15 protein-coding genes are annotated in these 20,221 nt (G+C 42.4%); 3 read left to right on the forward strand and 12 right to left on the reverse strand.

What is annotated here, in order from left to right:
- Nucleotide 1: 1 nt before the first annotated feature.
- The 5 genes from mutM to citZ form a co-directional block, all read right to left on the reverse strand.
- Nucleotides 2-829 carry a DNA-formamidopyrimidine glycosylase gene (mutM, locus tag IEW82_RS16395; RefSeq protein WP_188697009.1) on the reverse strand — a complete coding sequence of 276 codons (828 nt, stop codon included), beginning with the start codon at nt 827-829 and terminating at the stop codon, nt 2-4.
- Between the two features lie 24 nt (nt 830-853).
- Nucleotides 854-3,484 (reverse strand): DNA polymerase I, encoded by a 2,631-nt coding sequence (polA, locus tag IEW82_RS16400; protein ID WP_188697012.1) that lies wholly within the window; start codon nt 3,482-3,484, stop codon nt 854-856.
- A gap of 797 nt (nt 3,485-4,281) precedes the next feature.
- On the reverse strand, nt 4,282-5,217 hold the full coding sequence (gene mdh, locus IEW82_RS16405) for a malate dehydrogenase (RefSeq protein ID WP_188697015.1): 936 nt from the start codon (nt 5,215-5,217) through the stop codon (nt 4,282-4,284).
- Between the two features lie 17 nt (nt 5,218-5,234).
- A complete protein-coding gene (gene icd, locus IEW82_RS16410) occupies nt 5,235-6,503 on the reverse strand; it encodes an NADP-dependent isocitrate dehydrogenase (protein ID WP_188697018.1) in 1,269 nt (422 codons plus the stop codon).
- Nucleotides 6,504-6,677: 174 nt separating this feature from the next.
- Nucleotides 6,678-7,796: a citrate synthase gene (gene citZ, locus IEW82_RS16415; protein ID WP_188697021.1), complete on the reverse strand. Its 1,119-nt coding sequence runs from the start codon at nt 7,794-7,796 to the stop codon at nt 6,678-6,680.
- A gap of 342 nt (nt 7,797-8,138) precedes the next feature.
- Here citZ and ytvI point away from each other — a divergent pair, with 342 nt between their 5' ends.
- A complete protein-coding gene (gene ytvI / locus IEW82_RS16420; RefSeq protein WP_188697024.1) occupies nt 8,139-9,278 on the forward strand; it encodes a sporulation integral membrane protein YtvI in 1,140 nt (379 codons plus the stop codon).
- 3 nt (nt 9,279-9,281) lie between these two features.
- Here ytvI and IEW82_RS16425 read toward each other — a convergent pair whose 3' ends face one another.
- The 7 genes from IEW82_RS16425 to dnaE form a co-directional block, all read right to left on the reverse strand.
- Entirely contained in the window at nt 9,282-9,671 is a 390-nt protein-coding gene (locus tag IEW82_RS16425; RefSeq protein WP_188697027.1) for an FxsA family protein, read from the reverse strand.
- 2 nt (nt 9,672-9,673) lie between these two features.
- Nucleotides 9,674-10,093 (reverse strand): acyl-CoA thioesterase, encoded by a 420-nt coding sequence (locus tag IEW82_RS16430; RefSeq protein ID WP_188697030.1) that lies wholly within the window; start codon nt 10,091-10,093, stop codon nt 9,674-9,676.
- Nucleotides 10,094-10,163: 70 nt separating this feature from the next.
- Entirely contained in the window at nt 10,164-11,918 is a 1,755-nt protein-coding gene (gene pyk, locus IEW82_RS16435; RefSeq protein ID WP_188697034.1) for a pyruvate kinase, read from the reverse strand.
- 22 nt (nt 11,919-11,940) lie between these two features.
- Nucleotides 11,941-12,900, reverse strand: coding sequence for a 6-phosphofructokinase (gene pfkA, locus IEW82_RS16440; protein ID WP_188697037.1), 960 nt, complete (start codon nt 12,898-12,900; stop codon nt 11,941-11,943).
- 253 nt (nt 12,901-13,153) lie between these two features.
- Nucleotides 13,154-14,131 carry an acetyl-CoA carboxylase carboxyl transferase subunit alpha gene (gene accA, locus IEW82_RS16445; protein ID WP_188697040.1) on the reverse strand — a complete coding sequence of 326 codons (978 nt, stop codon included), beginning with the start codon at nt 14,129-14,131 and terminating at the stop codon, nt 13,154-13,156.
- A complete protein-coding gene (gene accD, locus IEW82_RS16450) occupies nt 14,116-14,988 on the reverse strand; it encodes an acetyl-CoA carboxylase, carboxyltransferase subunit beta (RefSeq protein ID WP_188697043.1) in 873 nt (290 codons plus the stop codon). The genes accA and accD overlap by 16 nt, the downstream gene beginning before the upstream one ends.
- 474 nt (nt 14,989-15,462) lie before the next feature.
- Nucleotides 15,463-18,834, reverse strand: a complete 3,372-nt coding sequence (gene dnaE, locus IEW82_RS16455; protein ID WP_188697047.1) for a DNA polymerase III subunit alpha — start codon at nt 18,832-18,834, stop codon at nt 15,463-15,465.
- Nucleotides 18,835-18,964: 130 nt separating this feature from the next.
- On the opposite strand from dnaE, the gene IEW82_RS16460 reads away from it, so the two are divergent.
- The gene (locus IEW82_RS16460) at nt 18,965-19,294 is read left to right on the forward strand and encodes a YtrH family sporulation protein (RefSeq protein ID WP_188697050.1); all 330 of its coding nucleotides are present in this window, start codon (nt 18,965-18,967) and stop codon (nt 19,292-19,294) included.
- A gap of 3 nt (nt 19,295-19,297) precedes the next feature.
- Nucleotides 19,298-19,816 carry a sporulation membrane protein YtrI gene (ytrI, locus tag IEW82_RS16465; protein WP_188697052.1) on the forward strand — a complete coding sequence of 173 codons (519 nt, stop codon included), beginning with the start codon at nt 19,298-19,300 and terminating at the stop codon, nt 19,814-19,816.
- Nucleotides 19,817-20,221 lie beyond the last annotated feature (405 nt).

The following is a 20,221-nucleotide window of genomic DNA, read 5'->3' on the forward strand; positions in this document are numbered from 1 at the left end:
CTTACCTCCTCTGGCATACAGGACAATAATGCGTGCCTCGCCCTGCGACTTTTATCTTTTCTATCGGTGTCCCACAGTGTTTACAGTGTTCACCCTTTCTGTCATAAACAAATAAACTGTGCTGGAACATTCCCATTCGTCCCTGACCATTTAAATAGGTTCGAACAGAGCTGCCTCCCTTTTCCACTGCTTCAGATAAAGTCGCACGAATACTATCAACAAGTCGTTTGATCTCTTCATCGGAAAGTGATTTGGCCACCGTTTTTGGATGAATGCCCGCCCGAAACAAGGCTTCGTCTACATAAATATTACCAAGACCTACGAGCACATGTTGATCGAGTAGTACAGCTTTCACATTGCGCTCAGTATGAGCAAAAGCGTTTTGTAGTAATTCTTCATTAAATGCAGGATCTAGAGGTTCAGGTCCTAAATGAGCAAGCGGCGGACGCTTCCACTCTTCTCCCTTGAGAAACAAATGCATGGTACCAAATTTGCGGACATCACGATAAAACAATTGCGTGCCATCTGTAAATTGAAAGATAACATGCGTATGCTTATCAGGCACCACATCCTCTGCTTCCAAAGAATAACGCCCTTCCATGCGCAGATGAGAGACGAGCACATAATCAGACAAGATAAAACGGATGAACTTGCCACGACGCTCAATATTTTGGAAGGTCTCCCCGCGCAGAAGCGTTTGAAATACTGCGCTATCTTCGGGTTCCTTTATAATTCTTGGCCAACGAACGATGACCTCTTCTATGGTTTTACCAATGATCAAATGTTTCAGTGTTTCTTTGACTGTCTCTACTTCTGGTAATTCTGGCATGTCCAATCCCTTTCTTACCGATCGTTATTTGGCATCGTACCAAGTCTGTCCATAGGAAGCCTCAACCTTGAGTGGTACCTTAAGTGCCTTGGCATTCTCCATCACTTCTGGAACAATGATCTTCAGCCTGTCTATCTCATGCTTAGGTGCTTCAAAGATCAGTTCATCGTGAACCTGTAGCAGCATATTGGCTTCCAATTGCTCTTCTTTAAGACGCTCAGCCATGCTGACCATGGCCAATTTAATGATATCAGCTGCTGAACCTTGAATCGGTGTATTCATCGCTGTACGCTCAGCAAAACTGCGACGATTAAAATTTCGACTTGTGATTTCAGGTAAATAACGGCGACGATGTAAAAGTGTGGTCACATAACCATCATGCTTTGCCTGTTGTACGATCTCTGTCATATACCGTCTGACTCCAGGATAGCTATCGAGATATTTTTCAATAAATTCTCCTGCTTCCTTTCGAGTAATACCAAGGCTTTGTGACAGCCCATAATCACTGATACCATAAACAATCCCGAAATTAACCGCTTTTGCATGCCGACGCATGAGCGAAGTCACTTCACCTTCAGCAACACCAAACACATCCATGGCTGTTTTCGTATGAATGTCCATATCCTCTTTAAAAGCTTTAATCAAATTCTCGTCTTCAGCGATATGAGCAAGTACGCGCAATTCAATCTGCGAATAGTCGGCCGCAAACATCATCCAATCTTTTTTCGATGGAATGAATGCTTTACGAATCTTTCTTCCTTCTTCTAAACGAATTGGGATATTTTGCAAATTAGGATCTGTTGAGCTTAAGCGGCCGGTCTGTGTCAAGGCTTGGCGATACAATGTATGAATCTTACCTGTTTTCGGATGGATCACTTTAAGCAAGCCTTCAATATAAGTAGAATTCAGCTTACCAAGCTGACGATATTCTAAAATCTTATCGATAATTTCATGATGACCTTGAAGCTTTTCAAGAACATCTGCCGAGGTAGAATACCCTGTCTTAGTCTTCTTAATCACAGGGAGATTCATCTTCTCAAATAAAATTTCACCCAGCTGCTTGGGCGAATTAATATTAAATTCTGTACCAGCTAAAGCATGAATATGCTTTTCAAGCTGAATGAGCTTATCATTCAATTCAACGCCCATGTCTTTTAAAGTCGTCTCGCTGATGTCGACGCCTTTAAACTCCATTTCACCTAATACATCGGCCAATGGCATCTCAAGCTCATAAAAGAGACTGGATTGATGGTTCTCCTCAAGCTCTTCTGCTAATAGCGGTTCGAGCTCAAGCATTGCTTTTGCCTTCCGTGCCACGTGATCCGCTAGCTTGTCTTCATCAGGAATCTGTTGTTTTGCCCCTTTCCCATAAAAAGCTTCATCAGAATAAACGTATTTGATGTCACGACGCTTTGCAATAGCTGCTAAATCATGGTTAGATTCCGAAGGATCGATCAGGTAGGAAGCAAGCGTGATGTCAAAGTGTACGCCCTTCAACTCCAGCCCCTGCCATTTTAAGGCGACACGATCGCGTTTTCTATCATAAACAATTTTTCTCGTTGTCTCATCTTGCAGCCAGCTTTTAAAACGCTCTGAAGAAAAAGCGACATCTTTTGGAACAAAATAACAGCCTTTTTCATTGGCCAGACCGAATCCAAGAATCTCAGCGTAATGATAGTTTTCCTCTAGGATTTCAACTGTAAGCGCACTTTCCTTCAACAATAGAGAATCTTCGATCGTCGTCAACACTTCAGATTTAACTTCAATCTCTTGGCTTTCTCCAGCAATCGTTTCCTCGAAACCAATACGATTGAGCAAGGAAGAGAATTCAAGCTCCTTGAACAATTCACTCAGCTCTTGAGAAAAGGTTTGCTGATAGGTTAAACGATCCAACTCGATGTCCACTGGTGCATGAATATCGATCGTTGCCAGCTGCTTACTCATCACTGCTTGATCCTGATTTGCCTCAAGCTTCTCCTTAAGCTTTTTACCAGAAACTGCTTCTAAGTCTTCAAAAACGGCTTCTAAGGAGCCAAATTGTTTAAGCAGCTTGATCGCTGTCTTTTCTCCTACTCCCGGAACTCCCGGAATATTGTCAGAAGAATCACCCATAAAGCCTTTTAGGTCAATGATGCGGATCGGTTCAATCTCATAGCGTTCAAATACCTTTGCTGCATCATAATCATCCATATCCGTAATCCCTTTTCTCGTGAGACTCACTGTCACCTTATCATCCACAAGCTGTAAGAGATCTTTATCACCTGTGACGACCTTTGTTGTCCAGCCCTTCTGCTGCGCCTGTTTTGAGAGTGTGCCAATGATGTCATCGGCTTCGTATTGATCTTTTTCATAATGCTGGATACCCATAAGATCAAGAAGCTCACGAATTAAAGGAAGCTGCTCGGATAATTCTGGCGGTGTTTTTTGCCGCGTTCCTTTGTACTCTTTATACGTTTTATGTCGAAAAGTGGTTTTCCCTGCATCAAAAGCAACCAGAAGATGCGTAGGTTTTTCTGTTTCAATAATCTTAAGTAGCATGGTTGTAAAACCATAAACGGCATTCGTATAAACACCTTTATCATTATTCAAGAGCGGTAAAGCAAAAAAGGCACGATAAGCAATCCCACTGCCATCAATTAAAACAAGCTTCTTCATAAACACTCTCCTTTAGAAAACGTGGCTTGTACTCGATCACTTCGCCTAATAAACCTAAGCCTGATGCTTACCTTTTAAAGATAGCATTTAAGCGAAATGACGTACTTTTTATAAACTATCTATCGATCTGAACCTCTGTTCTCATCATACACTTTTTCCGTCCTCGTTTAAAGAAAGAGATGATATAAATGCTATAAAGCTTAGCGAATCCCTTTCATCTTTGCTTCGGGTTAAGCAATCTTCGAGGCAGAAATTCCAGACCTCTAAAAAAAAGGGGAGGCCTGGCATTCAGTGCAAAAACATGCACGATCCACTCCATTGGCACTCAAAAATTTTATCATAAGAAAAACCGGGCGAAGAGCATGCCCGGTCCTTGTCCTTAGTATAGAGCATCTTCCAATATGAAAGAGGCTTCGAGAGCCAACAAGTGGAGTGGAGCAGAAGGTGCGAGACTCCAACGGAACGGGGCCAGCGTTACTTCACGAATAAACGTCGAGTTGTTCCGAGAAAGCTGACTTCGAAGCCATACGCGTAGACGCAGGAACAGGGAATTTTTTATCATAAATACCTTGGAACACAGATAAACCATTCCAAAATGAGCGGAGACCACTAATGACGATCGACTAAAAACGGCACTCCGTGTGGCAACGCCGAAGCGTGAGCATGAGGAAAGCGAGGGGCCTGAAGGGGAAGCGCACATCGTCCTCATGACTAGAAATTTTATACTTGCTGATCTTTAAAAAAAACACCTCGCAAGCTTAAAGCCTGCGAGGCACTTTTCTCTTAAGGGAATTTATTTAAAGAACTGACATGACCTGTTTCACCGAATCAACAGATTTATCAAGTGCTGCTTTTTCTTCAGCCGTAAGTTCAAGCTCAATAATCTGTTCAAGACCATTGCCACCGAGGATGGTTGGTACGCCAAGATAAAGATCGTTGTAACCATATTCACCTTCAAGATATGCGATGGCTGGAAGCACGCGGCGTTGATCTTTCAGGATAGCTTCAGCCATTTCAGCAAGCGAAGCCGCTGGTGCATAATAGGCACTGCCATTTCCGAGAAGGCTGACGATTTCCCCGCCACCTTTACGTGTGCGCTCGACGATTGCCTCAATGCGATCTTTTGGAATTAATGTTTCCAAGGGTACCCCACCCGCATAAGAGTACCGAATCAGCGGCACCATATCATCTCCATGTCCGCCAAGAACAAAACCGGTGATATCTTTAACAGAAAGGTTAAGCTCTTGTGCTACAAATGTACGGAAGCGCGCTGTATCAAGCACACCGGATTGACCGATCACACGGTTTTTAGGAAAGCCAGATTCTTTAAATACGGTGTAAGTCATCGCATCCGCTGGATTGGTTAGTACGATAATGGTGCAATCTGGTGAATGTTCAACGACATTTTTTGTAACGTCCTTCATGATTTTAGAGTTCGTATTCACAAGATCATCACGACTCATGCCAGGCTTTCGGGCAATCCCTGCAGTGATGATCACAAGATCTGAATCAGCCGTGTCTTTATAATCGGAGGTTCCTGTCACTTGAGCATCCGCACCAAAAACAGGTGTCGCTTCTAGCATATCAAGGGCTTTGCCCTTAGTCGGTTCTTCCATTTGTGGAATATCAACCAAAACAACATCTGCTAGTTCCTTCTGGGCAATGATAAAGGCCGTAGTCGCACCAGTGAACCCTGCACCGATAACGGATACTTTCTTTCTGTTAATTCCCATTAAGATCCATCCCCTAATTACATATTTTTAATGAGTTCATCACCGAATTCAGAGCATTTCACTTCTGTTGCACCTTCCATGAGACGTGCGAAGTCATAGGTCACCACTTTGCTTGCGATGGTTTTTTCCATAGACTTGATGATAAGATCAGCAGCTTCATTCCATTTTAAATGTTCAAGAAGAAGCACACCAGAAAGGATAACTGATGATGGGTTAACTTTATCCAATCCAGCATATTTAGGTGCTGTGCCATGTGTTGCTTCGAAAATAGCATGTCCTGTTTCGTAGTTGATATTCGCACCTGGAGCGATACCAATACCACCGACTTGTGCCGCTAGAGCATCTGAAATGTAGTCACCATTAAGGTTCATTGTCGCAACCACATCAAATTCTTCTGGGCGAGTTAAGATTTGTTGCAAGAAGATATCCGCAATTGCGTCTTTGATGATGATCTTACCTTCAGCTTCAGCTTTTGATTGTGCAGCATTAGCAGCATCCTTGCCGTCCGCTTCTGCAATGCGATCATATTCAGCCCATGTAAAGACTTTGTCACCAAATTCTTTTTCAGCCACTTCATAACCCCAGTTTTTAAAGGCACCTTCTGTGAACTTCATGATGTTCCCTTTATGAACTAAAGTCACGCTCTTACGGTTTTCATCAAGTGCGTATTGAATGGCTGCGCGCACAAGACGGGTCGTACCCTCTTGAGAAACAGGCTTAATACCGATACCAGAGGTTTCTGGGAAGCGAATCTTGTTAACGCCCATTTCGTTTTGAAGGAAGTCGATAACTTTTTTCACTTCTTCTGTGCCCTTGGCATATTCAATACCTGCATAAATATCTTCAGTATTTTCACGGAAGATGACCATATCCGTTTTTTCAGGATGTTTAACTGGTGAAGGCACCCCTTCAAAATAACGGACCGGACGTAAACATGTGAATAGATCCAATTCCTGACGAAGTGCAACGTTTAAGGAACGAATACCACCACCGATTGGGGTTGTAAGCGGTCCTTTGATTGCAATGATATAGTCACGAATAACATCTAAAGTTTCAGAAGGTAACCATTCACCTGTTTGATCGAAAGCCTTTTGTCCAGCGAGTACTTCTTTCCAGACAAGTTCCCTCTCGCCATTGTATGCTTTTTGTACAGCTGCTTCTAACACTCTTGAAGCAGATGCCCAGATATCAGGACCAGTGCCGTCACCTTCGATGAAAGGGATGATGGGTTTGTTAGGGACTTTAAGATTTCCATTTTCTACAACAATGCGTTCTCCGTTTGCCAACTTGAATGACCTCCTATGTAGTAAGTAAATTAATTATTGCTCAAGCAAAAAACAAGCGAGGAGGCCTTCATCTTAAGAAGCGATGAATGTATAAGCCTTCCTTACTGTTTTTGCTCATTATAACAAGCGGTTTCTATAATAGAAACTGATAACCGCTAACTTAACTTTATCAAATTATTTACGATCTTCAATAGCAACATATTCTTGATGCTCCGGTCCAACATACTCAGCACGTGGACGGATAAGACGATTATTTGCATATTGTTCAAGAATATGTGCGAGCCAACCCGACACACGGCTCACTGCAAAAATAGGTGTAAAGATATCATGTGGAATACCTAAGCTATGATACATGCTTGCGGAATAGAAGTCGACGTTTGGAAGCAATCCTTTTTCTTTAGAAACTATCTCTTCCATTTTCACAGACATGTTGTACCATTTTGGCTCCCCACTAATTTCCGTTAGCTGACGAGACATTTCTCTAAGATGCTTGGCACGTGGATCCCCATCTTTATAGACACGGTGTCCAAATCCCATGATTTTTTCTTTATTAGCAAAAGCATTTTCAAGATAAGGTTCAACCTTATCCTCTGAGCCAATTTCAGTGAGCATTTTCATAACCCGTTCATTAGCCCCACCATGTAATGGCCCTTTTAAGGCACTGATCGCTGCAGTAATACCGGAATACACATCGGATAATGTAGCAACGCAAACGCGTGCAGTGAAAGTGGACGCATTAAGCTCATGATCAGCGTGAAGAATGAGTGCTTTGTTAAACGCTTCAACTTCAACACTATTAGGTTCACGATCAAATAGCATGTAAAGGAAATTGGCTGCAAAGCTTAAATCATTGCGCGGTGCGACGGGTTCTTTACCGTCACGGATGCGAGTAAACCCTGCGACAATGGCTGGTAATTTTGCTTGTAATCGAAGCGCTTTACGTTTATTCGCTTCTTCAGTCATTTCATCCGCTTCAGCATCATATAAGCCAAGAACAGATACCACACTCCGCAGTACAGCCATTGGATGGACACCTTGAAGAGGAAAGCTTTTAATTTGTTCAAAAACTTCACTTGGTACAACCATTTCTTCAAGCAATTCTTTTCTAAATGCATCTAATTCTGATTGATTGGGAAGTTTATCATTCCACAAAAGATAGACAACTTCTTCAAAAGTTGATTTTTCAGCGAGATCATCAATATTATAGCCTTTGTATGTAAGTACGCCGTTAATAATTGAACTCACTGCAGAAGTCGTTGCTACAACGCCTTCTAATCCTCCTGTTGATGGCAATCTAATCTCCTCCTTAAGAGCTTACATTTTTTTCAACCAACGATTTATCTATTTAAAACGATTGGTTAATAAATAGGGAACCCAAACTTAATTATAAACAATGTCATCGGGTTTGTGAACAAATATGGATGCTATTCGTCATTTAGCAACATTTACTAAGAAATTATGCATGTCCTAACATCATTTTTAGGAGTAGAAAAAACGAACAAAAATAGCCTCCTTTTTTAAATCTTAAAGCTTTGACTCAAAAAAACTTCGACAAAAAGAAATGTTTTCACATCTGAACCATAGAATGAAAGTAGGATAAGCTTTAAACCCTAATGATTGGTCAGGTGGCAAACTATGAATTCAAAATATCTGAATGACATCGTGAGATATCTATTCATTCTCTTTCGATTTGTCTTCATTCTTTCATTATCTATTTTGTGTATTACCCTGTTTTACTATGTTATCAAATATGCTTATCCTTTTTTGATTGCTTTCTTAGCCGCTCTGCTGATTAATCCACTTGTTAACTTTTTGGAAGAGAAGTGGCACTTAAAAAGGGGACTGGCCACTCTACTCGCTCTGCTCATCATTCTTGCAACCTTCTGTTCTATGGCCGTTTTATTGGTCATCGAGATGATCAATGGGATCGCTGAGTTGACAGCCGTTGTTCCCCAGAATATTCAATGGCTATCCATGGACCTACAACATATCTTCACCAAGCATATTATGCCCTTGTGGGAGCGTTTAACCCATATGGTGAACACATTAAACGAAGGACAACAAAAGACCATTCAAGCCAATATCCAAGAGATCGGGCAGCGCTTGGCGGAGTGGCTGAGCTTACTCGGACAATCCATTGTCAAAACATTGACAAATATCGTACTATCCATTCCTTCACTGTTAACCATTCTCGTGTTCATTCTGATGGGTACCTTTTTCATCAATAAGGATTGGTATAAAATGCTTCGCTTTTTTAAGCATAAGATTCCCCTAGACTTTCAAAAAAGCACAGAGGCGATTTTTCATGAACTCAGAAGATCGTTGCAAGGCTACATACGCGCGCAATTTATTCTCATGACACTTACAGGATTGACCGTATTTTTTGGCTTATCTCTATTAAGGGTTCAGCATGCTTTAACCATTTCTGTTTTTGCTATGCTGATTGATATCATGCCTTATCTTGGTACAGGTACCTTGCTCATCCCTTGGGGATTATACACGTACCTCACTCAAGACTATTTTTTGACCATCGGCATTGCCAGTCTCTACGCTATCACAATCATTCAAAGGCAACTCCTTGAACCAAAGCTTGTTTCATCATCTATTGGCAGCAATCCTTTAATGACACTTGTTGCTTTATTTATTGGTTTTAAGCTCTTCGGTATTATGGGCCTTGTGCTCGGTCCTATTTGCTTGATCGCATTGACGGCTTTTTTTCACTCAGGTATCTTTGTCGACCTGTTTCATTTCATTACCGGAAAAAATCGCCCCTAATAGCTACCGTCTAAACGTAAAGAAAAAGCGCCCGCTGTTATATAGCTTTTTCAACCCAAAATAGACAAGTCGCTTGGCTTTCCGTCTGATTGCAGGAACGAGTAGAATAAAGCCGACTAAATCTGATAAAAATCCTGGAATCAATAAGAATAGCCCTGCAAATAAAACCACCGCGCCTTCCAATATCGCATCGCCAGGCATGAGACCACGAGAAAGCTCTTCTCTCGCTCTTGCCCAAATCAATCGCCCTTGCTTCTGAGCCAAATAAGCCCCTAGTAAGCTCGTTATTATCACAAGGAGAACGGTGAACGAACCAATAAAGTGCCAAAAGAAGATAAAACACATGACCTCTAAAGCGATCCAGAGAATAAAAAAGGGCAAATAATTTCGCAAGCTTACTCCTCCATATTTTTAAGCAAGATGTGATGAAGTTCAGGCCAAGCTTTGCTCAACTTAACAGGACGCATGGCCGTTGTTGTCCAACAGTGCTCAGATGAACCTTCAGCGAGCACTTCTCCATCGCTTTCCCTTACTGCTTGATAAAAGAATTTAATGCGCACACCGTTATATTCAGCTATTGATGATTTAATAATGATGAATTCATCATACTTCGCCGGTGATTTATAAGACACATTTACATTAATCACTGGCAGATAAAAACCAGCCTTTTCAATATCTGCATATGTCTGATCGAGCTCACGAATATAATCCGTCCGCCCTACCTCAAACCATTTGACATATTCACTATGGTGAACAATGCTCATCTGATCTGTTTCACTATATCTGACTCGTAATTTAGATTCTGTCGTTAGCATATATATAAGTAGATGAGGTTTATTTTAATAAAAATAAACCTCATCCTCCCCCTTTCCCGAAAACAACTCCTTAGAGCACTTTGGCATGTCCGTTATATATATTCCCTCTTTGGGCATCCACAGTGATTTCTTGACCATTTTCAAAAAGCTCTGTTGCATTTTTGACACCCACAATAACAGGAATTTCTAAATTAAGACCCACAACTGCAGCATGTGAGGTTAACCCTCCTGCTTCTGTAATCACAGCTGCTGCTCGTTCAAGTGCTGGCATGATTTCCCGATCTGTAGAGCGCGCGACCAAAATGGCTCCTTCAGGCATAGTGCTATTAGCCTCCTCAGTTGATGTCGCGATAAAAACCTTACCTGTTGTTGATTTTCTGCCAACGCCTTGTCCTTTTGCTAAGGTTTCGCCAACAAGGTGTACTTTGATTAAGTTAGTTGTTCCTTTTTCGCCAACAGGCACTCCAGCTGTGATCACGACAAGATCGCCATGCTGAACATGTCCTGAGCGAACAGCCTCATCCACAGCAACATCAAGCATTTCATCGGTGGATTGTGCCATTTGGCCTAGATGTGGCTGAACCCCCCATACCAGACATAGATGCTTTAAGGCTTTTGGTGAACTGGTAATCGCAATGATGTTCGCTTTTGGACGATATTTAGAAACAACGCGTGCTGTATGCCCAGAAACCGTAGCGGTGATAATAGATGGCACATTCAATCCTAAAGCTGTGTTAGCAACAGCTTGTCCAATAGCATCTGTAATGCTGACTTCACTGGCTTGGGTCCGTGCATTAATCAGTTCATGATAATCTAAAGATTCTTCTGTCCGTGTTGCAATACGATGCATCGTCTGCACCGCTTCAACAGGGTAATCTCCAGCAGCGGTTTCTCCAGAAAGCATGATAGCATCGGTGCCATCAAAAATCGCATTGGCAACGTCACTTGCTTCAGCACGCGTTGGACGTGGATTACGCTGCATAGAATCAAGCATTTGTGTCGCTGTTATGACCGGCTTGCCTAATGCATTGCATCTTTTAATAAGCATTTTTTGTACAAGGGGAACCTCTTCGGCTGGAATCTCAACCCCTAAGTCCCCTCTTGCCACCATAAGACCGTCAGACACATCAAGGATTTCTTCGATGTTATCTACGCCTTCTTGGTTCTCAATTTTTGGGATGATATGAATGTTTTCTCCATCATTATTTTCAAGTAATTCACGGATTTCCAACACATCAGAAGCACGGCGAACGAAGGAAGCAGCGATAAAATCAATATCTTGTCCGATCCCAAAGAGAATATCGTTAGCATCCTTCTCTGTAATTCCTGGAAGATTAACACTGACATTAGGAACGTTAACACCTTTTTTACTTTTTAACTCGCCAGAATTAAGCACAGTCGTTACAATTTCATTCTTTGTACATGACTTAACTTCGAGCTCAATTAAGCCATCATCCAGCAAAATTTTAGAGCCAGGGTGAACATCATTGACAAGCCCTTTATAAGTCACAGAAATTTTTTCATGATTTCCTTTCACTTCATCCATGCTGACAATCAGCTGCTGACCTTTTTCTAGTAGGACCTTACTCGTCTCCATATCCCCCGTACGAATCTCTGGTCCTTTTGTATCGAGAAGAATCGCCACTTTCTTTCCAGTGATCTCTTCTGCTTGACGAATGTTCTTGATACGATTGCCATGTTCTTCATGATCGCCGTGTGAGAAATTCAGACGAGCCACATTCATACCTGCTTGAATCAACTCAACTAACTTGTCTACACTTTCACTTGCAGGACCGATTGTACATACGATTTTTGTTTTTCTCATGATTAAAATACCCTCCATCAAATTAAATCGAAAGCTCGCGCGCTAGAGTGATGAGCTCATCATCACAACAGTGTTTTTCTTTTAGTATATCCCCTATGCTATGAGAAACAATGCGGTTATTTTGGATGCCGACCATCTTACCCGCCTCACCATTTAATAGCAATTCAACAGCTTTTCCACCCAATCGGCTGGCTAACACCCGATCGTAAGCCGTTGGGCTTCCACCGCGTTGGATGTGGCCAAGCACCGTGACACGTGTTTCGATATTTCCTTGTTTTTTTAATTGTTCAGCAATAGCTCCAGCCGAACTTACACCTTCAGCAACAACAATAATACTATGTTTTTTGCCTCTGGCATGACCTTGTTCAATCCGCGAGATCACCTGGTCGATCTCTTTCGGATTCTCTGGAATCAAAATGGACTCTGCACCACCAGCAAGGCCAGACCACAAAGCGATATCACCAGCATCTCTTCCCATGACCTCAATAATAAAAGTGCGATCATGTGATGTTGCTGTATCGCGGATTTTATCAATAGCATCAATGACCGTATTTAAGGCAGTATCAAACCCAATGGTGAAATCCGTACCTGGAATATCATTATCAATAGTTCCCGGAACGCCTATGGTAGGAAAGCCACTTTCTGACAGCTTTTCAGCACCTCTAAAAGAGCCGTCTCCCCCAATGACAACAAGTGCTTCAATGCCAAATTTGTTTAATTGTTCAATGCCCTTTTGCCGGCCTTCAGGCGTTTTAAACTCTTCACAGCGCGCACTATAGAGCATCGTGCCCCCTCTTTGGACAATATCGCCGACTGATCCGACTTCTAACTTTTTAATGTTACCAGAGATCAGGCCAGAGTACCCATGAAATATTCCATAAACCTCAAGCCCATGGTATATGCCTTTACGAACGACTGAACGAATGGCTGCATTCATTCCTGGTGCATCGCCACCACTTGTCAAAACACCGATTCTCTTCATCAGATTACACCTCTTTTAATGTCATTAATGGTGCTTATAAAAGCTTTTAGAACACACCCTGCAACACAAAATTAATAGGATTTCTTTGAGAGCCATCCTAAGAGCTAAACCCTATTCTAAAGCAGGCTCTTTATATATAGTTAAAACCTATAATCATAGGTCACCACTCATTATGTAAAAGAAAAGTCAAAACGTGTTACCTAAATTATAACATTCACGTGGAAAAAAGGTGCTTTCCATAATGGAAAGCACACTAGGATTGTTCAGCGAAATCGGTTTCATGCTTAAATTTCCCCATGACACGATACTTTTCTAGCCTTTGTTCAACAAGCTCTTGTTTTGTACGCGTCGATAATTCAAGAAGCGCCTCTTGAAGGGCTTGATCAATCGCCGCAGCTTGTGTTTCAATATCGTGATGTGCACCGCCCTTAATTTCAGGAATAAGGGTATCAATAATTTCAAGTTCTTTAAGGTCAGGTGCAGTAATTTTCATGGTCTTTGCTGCTCTTTCAGCTTGTGTTGAATCTCTCCACAATAATGCCGCAGCACTTTCAGGTGCAATGACAGAATACCAGGAGTTCTCCAGCATTAATATACGGTCGCCTACACCAATAGCAAGCGCGCCACCACTGGCTCCTTCACCTATAACAATGCAAACGATGGGGACTTCAAGACCCGCCATTTCAAATAAATTGCGAGCAATCGCCTCTCCCTGGCCTCTTTCTTCAGCTGTTTTACCAGGAAAAGCTCCCTTAGTATCAATAAAAGTAATAATAGGACGCCCAAACTTTTCAGCCTGCTTCATGAGTCTTAATGCTTTGCGGTATCCTTCAGGATGAGGCATACCAAAATTACGGCTCAAATTTTCCTTTGTGTCGCGCCCACGTTGCTCGCCAATAATGGTTACAGGACGGCCATGATAACTGGCAATACCTGAAACAATCGCCGCATCGTCCCCAAATAAGCGATCGCCATGACATTCAACAAAATCAGTAAATAAATAAGGAATGTAGTCCAAAGTTGTTGGGCGATCCATATGCCGAGCAATTTGTACACGATCCCAAGGAGACATATTGGAATAGGTTTCTTCTTCTAGCTTCGCTAGCCGTGTTTTCAATCGTTCAAGCTCATCAGACAAATCGATATTCTTGTCATCCATAAAAGCTTGAAGTTCATTGATTTTCTTTTTCAATTCAACAATCGGCTTTTCAAAAGCTAATTCTGAAGCCATGTCTCGTCACCTCCTTGAGCATGTAATGCGAGCACCTTAGATAAGGTCTCACGCAATTCCTTTCTTGGAACCACTCGATCAAGTTGACCGTGCTTTAATAAAAACTCCGCGGTTTGAAAATCTGCAGGGAGCTCTTCGCGAATGGTTTGTTCGATAATGCGACGGCCAGCAAAGCCAATCAATGCACCTGGCTCGGCAAAATTATAATCGCCTAATGAAGCAAAGCTCGCTGTCACCCCACCAGTAGTAGGATGGGTCATTACAGTGATAAACAAACCGCCATTATCGCTAAACTTTTTCAAAACGGTGCTCGTTTTTGCCATTTGCATCAAACTGAGCACACCTTCTTGCATGCGTGCGCCTCCGGACGCAGTAAAAATAATCATCGGTAAGTGATAGTCAAGGGCATGTTCAAGCGCTCTTGTTATCTTTTCTCCGACAACTGATCCCATACTTCCCATGCGGAATCTAGCATCCATCACAGCAAGGACCGTTTCATTCCCATTAATCTTGCCCTTTCCTGTTACAATCGCCTCATTTAATGAGGTTTTCTTTCTGTCCTTTTCAAGCTTTTCTTCATAACCAGGAAAGCCAAGGGGGTTTTCGGAGAGTAAATCCGCATCAAATTCAGTAAATGTTCCTTCATCCACCAAGCTCACGATTCTTTCATCTGAAGCCATTTGGTAATGATACCCACAAGATTGACAGACATATAAGTTCTTTTGCAGTTCTTTTGTATACATGATTTTTTTACAGCTTGGACATTTTTTCATCAAACCTTCTGGAACATCTTGCCTGACTTGCTGTGAAGGTACAGTCGCATATTTTTTTTTCTTGTTAAAAATATTATTTAGCAATGCCTTTACACCTTCTTCATTCTGTTGGTTGACCCCGTTTAAGAAGCACACCCTTCATAATATTAGCGTTGCATGTTTTTCCCGTCAAATTTTATTATCAAATCACTGGTCATTTCATTAAGGAAAAGGGGACGTGTTTTTATCTACCCTCTCATCAGGATCAGCCATCCATAGTGCCACGCTGGTTTCCATAGTGGCTTCAGCAACAGACGGGGGCGACCCTCGAATTCAAAAGCACAGAGAGAGCCTACTCGTCTGCATCAAAATTCTTCTCAGCAGCACCATGAGAATAAGCCAAGCAATTTATCCGTGGACAAATTGCTGTGCTGCCTATAGGTGAATGGGGGAATAACTCTTCCTAAAGTGGCAGACACAGGATCGTGTTCTTCACTCTAAACACAATTTTATGGCATTATGACTCATTAATTATACCAAACAATATAGGCTTGATAAAGTCATCCCCATAAGCGCCGTTCAAACCGCCGAAGGAGCTTTTAAGATAACATTCTCTTCACCTAGTATATCCTTTAACTTTTTTATACAATCTGAGCTGGGTGAGACGTGATATTTTGGCGCCAATTCAACAAGCTGCTCTTTATCCTCATAAAATAGAAAGACGCGACAAGGACCTGAATACTGTCTAAGAGCATCCTTTAATTGGAATAAAAGCTGTTTTGCTTCGTGATTCGCTTTTATTCTTAAAAAAAGGCGCGAAGGCGACTTAAGCTCTTTTAGATCTTGAGCCTCATGAAGAATCAATTGTGGCTGTCCTTCCTTATTTTTTTGGTCAACGCTTCCTTTAACCCAGAGAAGTGCCCCTTTATTTAAAAGCGGACCAATGCGCTCAAAAGCATCAGGAAACGCGACACCATCAAGCACCCCTGTCGGATCATTCATTTTGAGAAATGCCATCTGCTTTCCAGCTTTAGTACGAATCGGTTTTACCTCTTCAATGTAAACAGCAAGCTGGTAAGCTTTTTTTGTATTCTCGGCCCTCACCTCACTAAGTGAAGGAACAGATAAACTTTGAATGATTTTCTTATAGTTGTCCAATGGATGCGCACTGATGTAAAATCCCAGCACCTCTTTTTCAAAATAAAGGCGCTCTTTCAAGGTAAGCGGCGGAACCTGCTCATAGATATCCTCTTCTTCATCATTTAGAAAGGAGGTTTGACCACCCAATCCTTGAAAGCTTTCACCTCTTTGGATAGCCGTATCTAAAGACGCAAGGAGACTGGAGCGGTCGACTTGAAATTCATCAAATGCCCCGGCAAAAATCAAAGCCTCAATCATGCGCTTATTCACCTTTCTCAGCGAAACCCTGCGACAAAAATCAAACAGACTCGTATAGGGCTGGCCTTGTTGTCTTTTTTCAATGATTTCTTTGACCGCTAGAGCACCGACATTCTTAATGGCATTAAGCCCAAAACGAATGCCCTCCTGTGTAGCTGTGAACATATCCTGACTCTCATTAATTGAAGGGCCAAGCAATATGAGGCCTCGGCGACTCATTTCTTGTCGATAGTCATTCAATTTCTCTTGATGATGAATCGCGCTTGATAAAAGGGCCGTCATAAAGGCGATGGGTTCATGCGTCTTGAGATAAGCCAAGCGGTAAGCAATAACAGTATAGGCGACAGCATGCGAGCGATTAAACCCATAATCGGCAAACCGAACGATCAGCTTGTAGATGCTTTCAGCTGTTTCCCTTGGATACCCTTGCGCTAAACACCCATCAACAAAATGTTTTTCTTCCTTCTCTAATACATCGCGTTTCTTTTTGGAGACTGCTCGCCTTAAAATATCTGCCTCACCAAGGGAAAAACCAGCCATTTTGGCCGCGATTTGCATGATCTGTTCTTGGTAGACAATAATCCCATATGTCGATTTAAGAATGGGCTCCAAATCAGGATGGAGATAATGAACCTTGCGCTTTCCATGCTTAGCGTCAATAAAATCTTGAATAAACTCCATCGGCCCGGGTCTGTTCAGAGCATTGACCGCCACCAAGTCCTCAAAATGCGTGGGCTGCAGGCGTTTAAGCACTGCACGCATCCCATTGGTTTCAAATTGAAAAACTCCCGTCGTCTCCGCTTGTGATAGCAACTGAAATGTACTCGTATCATCTAAAGGAATGGTTTCTAAACGGATGCGTCTGTGCTCTTTCTGTTCAACGATTTCCAGTATCCTTTGAATTAACGTCAAGTTACGAAGGCCTAGGAAATCCATTTTCAATAGCCCCAGCTCTTCAATCACATCCATGGGATATTGCGTGACATAAAGGCCGTCACGACTTTCGTTCAATGGAACCAAATGAACCAGAGGCTCTTCACTGATAATGATTCCCGCAGCATGAACAGAGGTATGACGCGGGACACCTTCCACTTGTAAGGCTAATCGGAATACCTCCTTGATGTCTTTTGAGTCATCGATCAGCTTTTGCAAACGCGAAGAACCTCGATAGGCTTCCCTTAAAGTGATTCCGGGTTTTGACGGAATTTCTCTTGCCACGCGATCAAGCAGGCGGGTTTCAACCTTCAACACGCGTCCAATATCACGAATCGCTGCCTTCGCCGCCAATGTTCCAAAGGTCCCAATTTGAGCGACGTGCTCTGAGCCGTATTTTTGATTCACGTAATCAATAACCCTATCCCTTTTGATATCAGGAAAATCGATATCAATATCTGGCATGCTGACACGTTCAGGATTGAGAAAACGCTCAAATAACAAGTGATGAGCGATCGGATCGACATCCGTAATTCCTAAAACATAAGCTACCAATGACCCTGCAGCAGAACCCCTGCCTGGACCAGGCGTAATCCTTTCTCGCCGAGCAAACCGTACAAAATCCCATACGATCAGAAAGTAATCATCAAATCCCATACGATGAATAACGGATAGTTCATAATCAAGCCGGTCAACTAACTGTGGTGTAGAGTCTCCATAACGATGTGTTAGCCCTTTTAGACATAATTGCCGCAAATAGGCATCAGCCTGTATGCCTTCATCCAAGGGGAACTTGGGCAAACGAGAAACATTGAGAGAAAAGGTGAGCGCGCAAGACTGTGCAATGGATTCTGTATTTGTAATCGCTTCTGGGTAGACGTTGAATAGCTGCACCATTTCTGCTTCAGTTTTTAATGTATATTCAGTATTTAAGTCAGTCATGACGTCTTCGAGCGTTTGACCTGATTGAATACAAGTCAAAGCGAGATGAGCCCTTGCCTCATCGCTTTCGATATAATGGACATCATTTGTCGCCACAAAAGGAATCTCGCAGGTCTTCCCAAGTTCTACGAGTTTCATAAGTAATTCCTTTTCTAAACGCAAGCCATGGTCTTGGAGTTCTAAATAAAATTGTGAAAATAACTGCTTGCACATGAGCGCCAATTGTTTGGCTTTATCTGCTTGATTATTCAGCAATAACTCAGCGATCTCACCTTTTGGCCCCGAAGACAGTGCAATAAGTCCCTCTGTCATGCCAGAAAGGTCTTTATACATCATGGAATGGTGCCGCGTCGTATGCAGCTTGGTGCTTATTTTTACTAGATTGCGATAGCCCACTTCATTTTTAGCCAGTAACACGAGAGAAAATGTCTTAGGCTTTCTTTTGTTTTCAGTTGATACAAAGTACTGCTCCAATGTGATTTCCATGCCGATAATCGGCTGAATATCGTTCAACTTACACAGTTTATAAAAGGGAATGGCGCCATAGAGGGCATTAGTATCAGTAATTGCTAGAGCAGTAAAGCCTTTGGCCTTGGCCGCCTTCACTAACGTCTCTAATCTACAGGTACTATCTAAGAGACTATATTCACTATGTACGTGTAAATGGGTAAATCCCATCTGTGTCACCTCCCCTTTTCAATCGGCTCTTGGTTATTCCTTTATTATAATACAGATTCGCATCAATTTAAAAAATGGTATACCCGAAAAACTTGTCTCATATAATCACTGGTAGAAGGAGAGGTGCCCTATGGACTTTCGGACCTTTGCAACAAGTGCCATTATGAATTTTCTAATCGCTTTAGGTGTACTCCTCGGCGGCTGTTTACTCAGTGGTGTGGGAGCGATCTTTGTCAGTAAGCCTCCCTTATTCACAATGAATGATTATGCTGAAAGATTAAAGATTTGGGCGATTGTTGCCGCCATCGGAGGCACCTTCGATACCATAGATGAGCTTGAAAAAGGATTTTTAGGCGGCGCACCAGGAGAAGTGGTTAAACATTTGCTGCTCATCGCTTCAGCAATGACCGGAGCACATACCGCTTCTATCATCATCCATTGGCTCACGCAGGAATCTTAGCCCATGCGTGTTCCACCGCATTACACGCCTCCGAGTGTCCAGCGTTTTTTTGCAGGGGTCATCATTGGTGCGCTCATCGGCTTTATCTTTTTTATCATTTTATTCGGGATTGCCCAAGATCGACAAATAAGAAAAATCAAAGAACAGCAAGCGCTCATCGAAAAGCTTGTGGATAAGAACGAAACCTTAACTAAATTAAAGGATGAAGAAAATGAAGAGCTTTCAAAAAAACTCAAGGTCCAGGATATAAAAGTAACTATTGATAGTGGAAAACAAGAGATGAAACGCTTTGTAATTTACAGTTTAGAGCAGGAAATCTCAGAGCAGCTCAATTCCTTGGTCAGTCAAGAGATTACAGCCGTCTCTAGCAGTAAGGCACTCATCTTTAATACCATTAACAGCCGCAAATTTGTATTAGAAGACAAAGCCTATCAGTTTAAGGTCAAAACACTGACCATCTCAACAACACTGGAAATTGATGTGGAGGTCGTCGAAGTCAAACCGACATTAGCCGGTCAATAGTGACTGCTTGATCTCAGAACCATGTAACACCTTAACATATCGACAGACCTAAGAAAAACCGGGCAAAAAGCATGCCCGGTCCTTGTCCTTAGTATAGAGCATCAGCCAATATGAAAGAGGCTTCATTGCCTGGTCAAATGGATGGGAGCGCAAGGCGCGAGACTCGGAACACTCTAAAATCGTGTGTTCCTCGGGCGCCGCTGACTCTTGATGCGGAGACTAGAGTCCTGCGGGAAGTGGGAGATCGGTAAGACCTTAGCAGTGCGAAGGCGCGAGGAGGCTTAACACTCCCCCGCGGAAAGCGAGCGGCCTGGAGCGGAAAGCCGCACCATCCTCATGACCAGAAATTTTATACTCCCTTATTATTCAAAAAGGGCTACCGAAACTTCTTCGGTAGCCTGAAAT

This window comes from Pullulanibacillus camelliae, assembly GCF_014642655.1.
Lineage (GTDB): Bacteria > Bacillota > Bacilli > Bacillales > Sporolactobacillaceae > Pullulanibacillus > Pullulanibacillus camelliae.

Bases quoted from the DNA above. Each gene is read 5' to 3' on its own strand.
- IEW82_RS16430 (WP_188697030.1), bottom strand. From the start codon at position 10,093: ATGCTAACGACAGAATCTAAATTACGAGTCAGATATAGTGAAACAGAT.
- pfkA (WP_188697037.1), bottom strand. From the start codon at position 12,900: ATGAAGAGAATCGGTGTTTTGACAAGTGGTGGCGATGCACCAGGAATG.
- polA (WP_188697012.1), bottom strand. From the start codon at position 3,484: ATGAAGAAGCTTGTTTTAATTGATGGCAGTGGGATTGCTTATCGTGCC.
- accA (WP_188697040.1), bottom strand. From the start codon at position 14,131: ATGGCTTCAGAATTAGCTTTTGAAAAGCCGATTGTTGAATTGAAAAAG.
- mdh (WP_188697015.1), bottom strand. From the start codon at position 5,217: ATGGGAATTAACAGAAAGAAAGTATCCGTTATCGGTGCAGGGTTCACT.
- dnaE (WP_188697047.1), bottom strand. From the start codon at position 18,834: ATGGGATTTACCCATTTACACGTACATAGTGAATATAGTCTCTTAGAT.
- ytrI (WP_188697052.1), top strand. From the start codon at position 19,298: ATGCGTGTTCCACCGCATTACACGCCTCCGAGTGTCCAGCGTTTTTTT.
- ytvI (WP_188697024.1), top strand. From the start codon at position 8,139: ATGAATTCAAAATATCTGAATGACATCGTGAGATATCTATTCATTCTC.
- IEW82_RS16460 (WP_188697050.1), top strand. From the start codon at position 18,965: ATGGACTTTCGGACCTTTGCAACAAGTGCCATTATGAATTTTCTAATC.
- mutM (WP_188697009.1), bottom strand. From the start codon at position 829: ATGCCAGAATTACCAGAAGTAGAGACAGTCAAAGAAACACTGAAACAT.
- pyk (WP_188697034.1), bottom strand. From the start codon at position 11,918: ATGAGAAAAACAAAAATCGTATGTACAATCGGTCCTGCAAGTGAAAGT.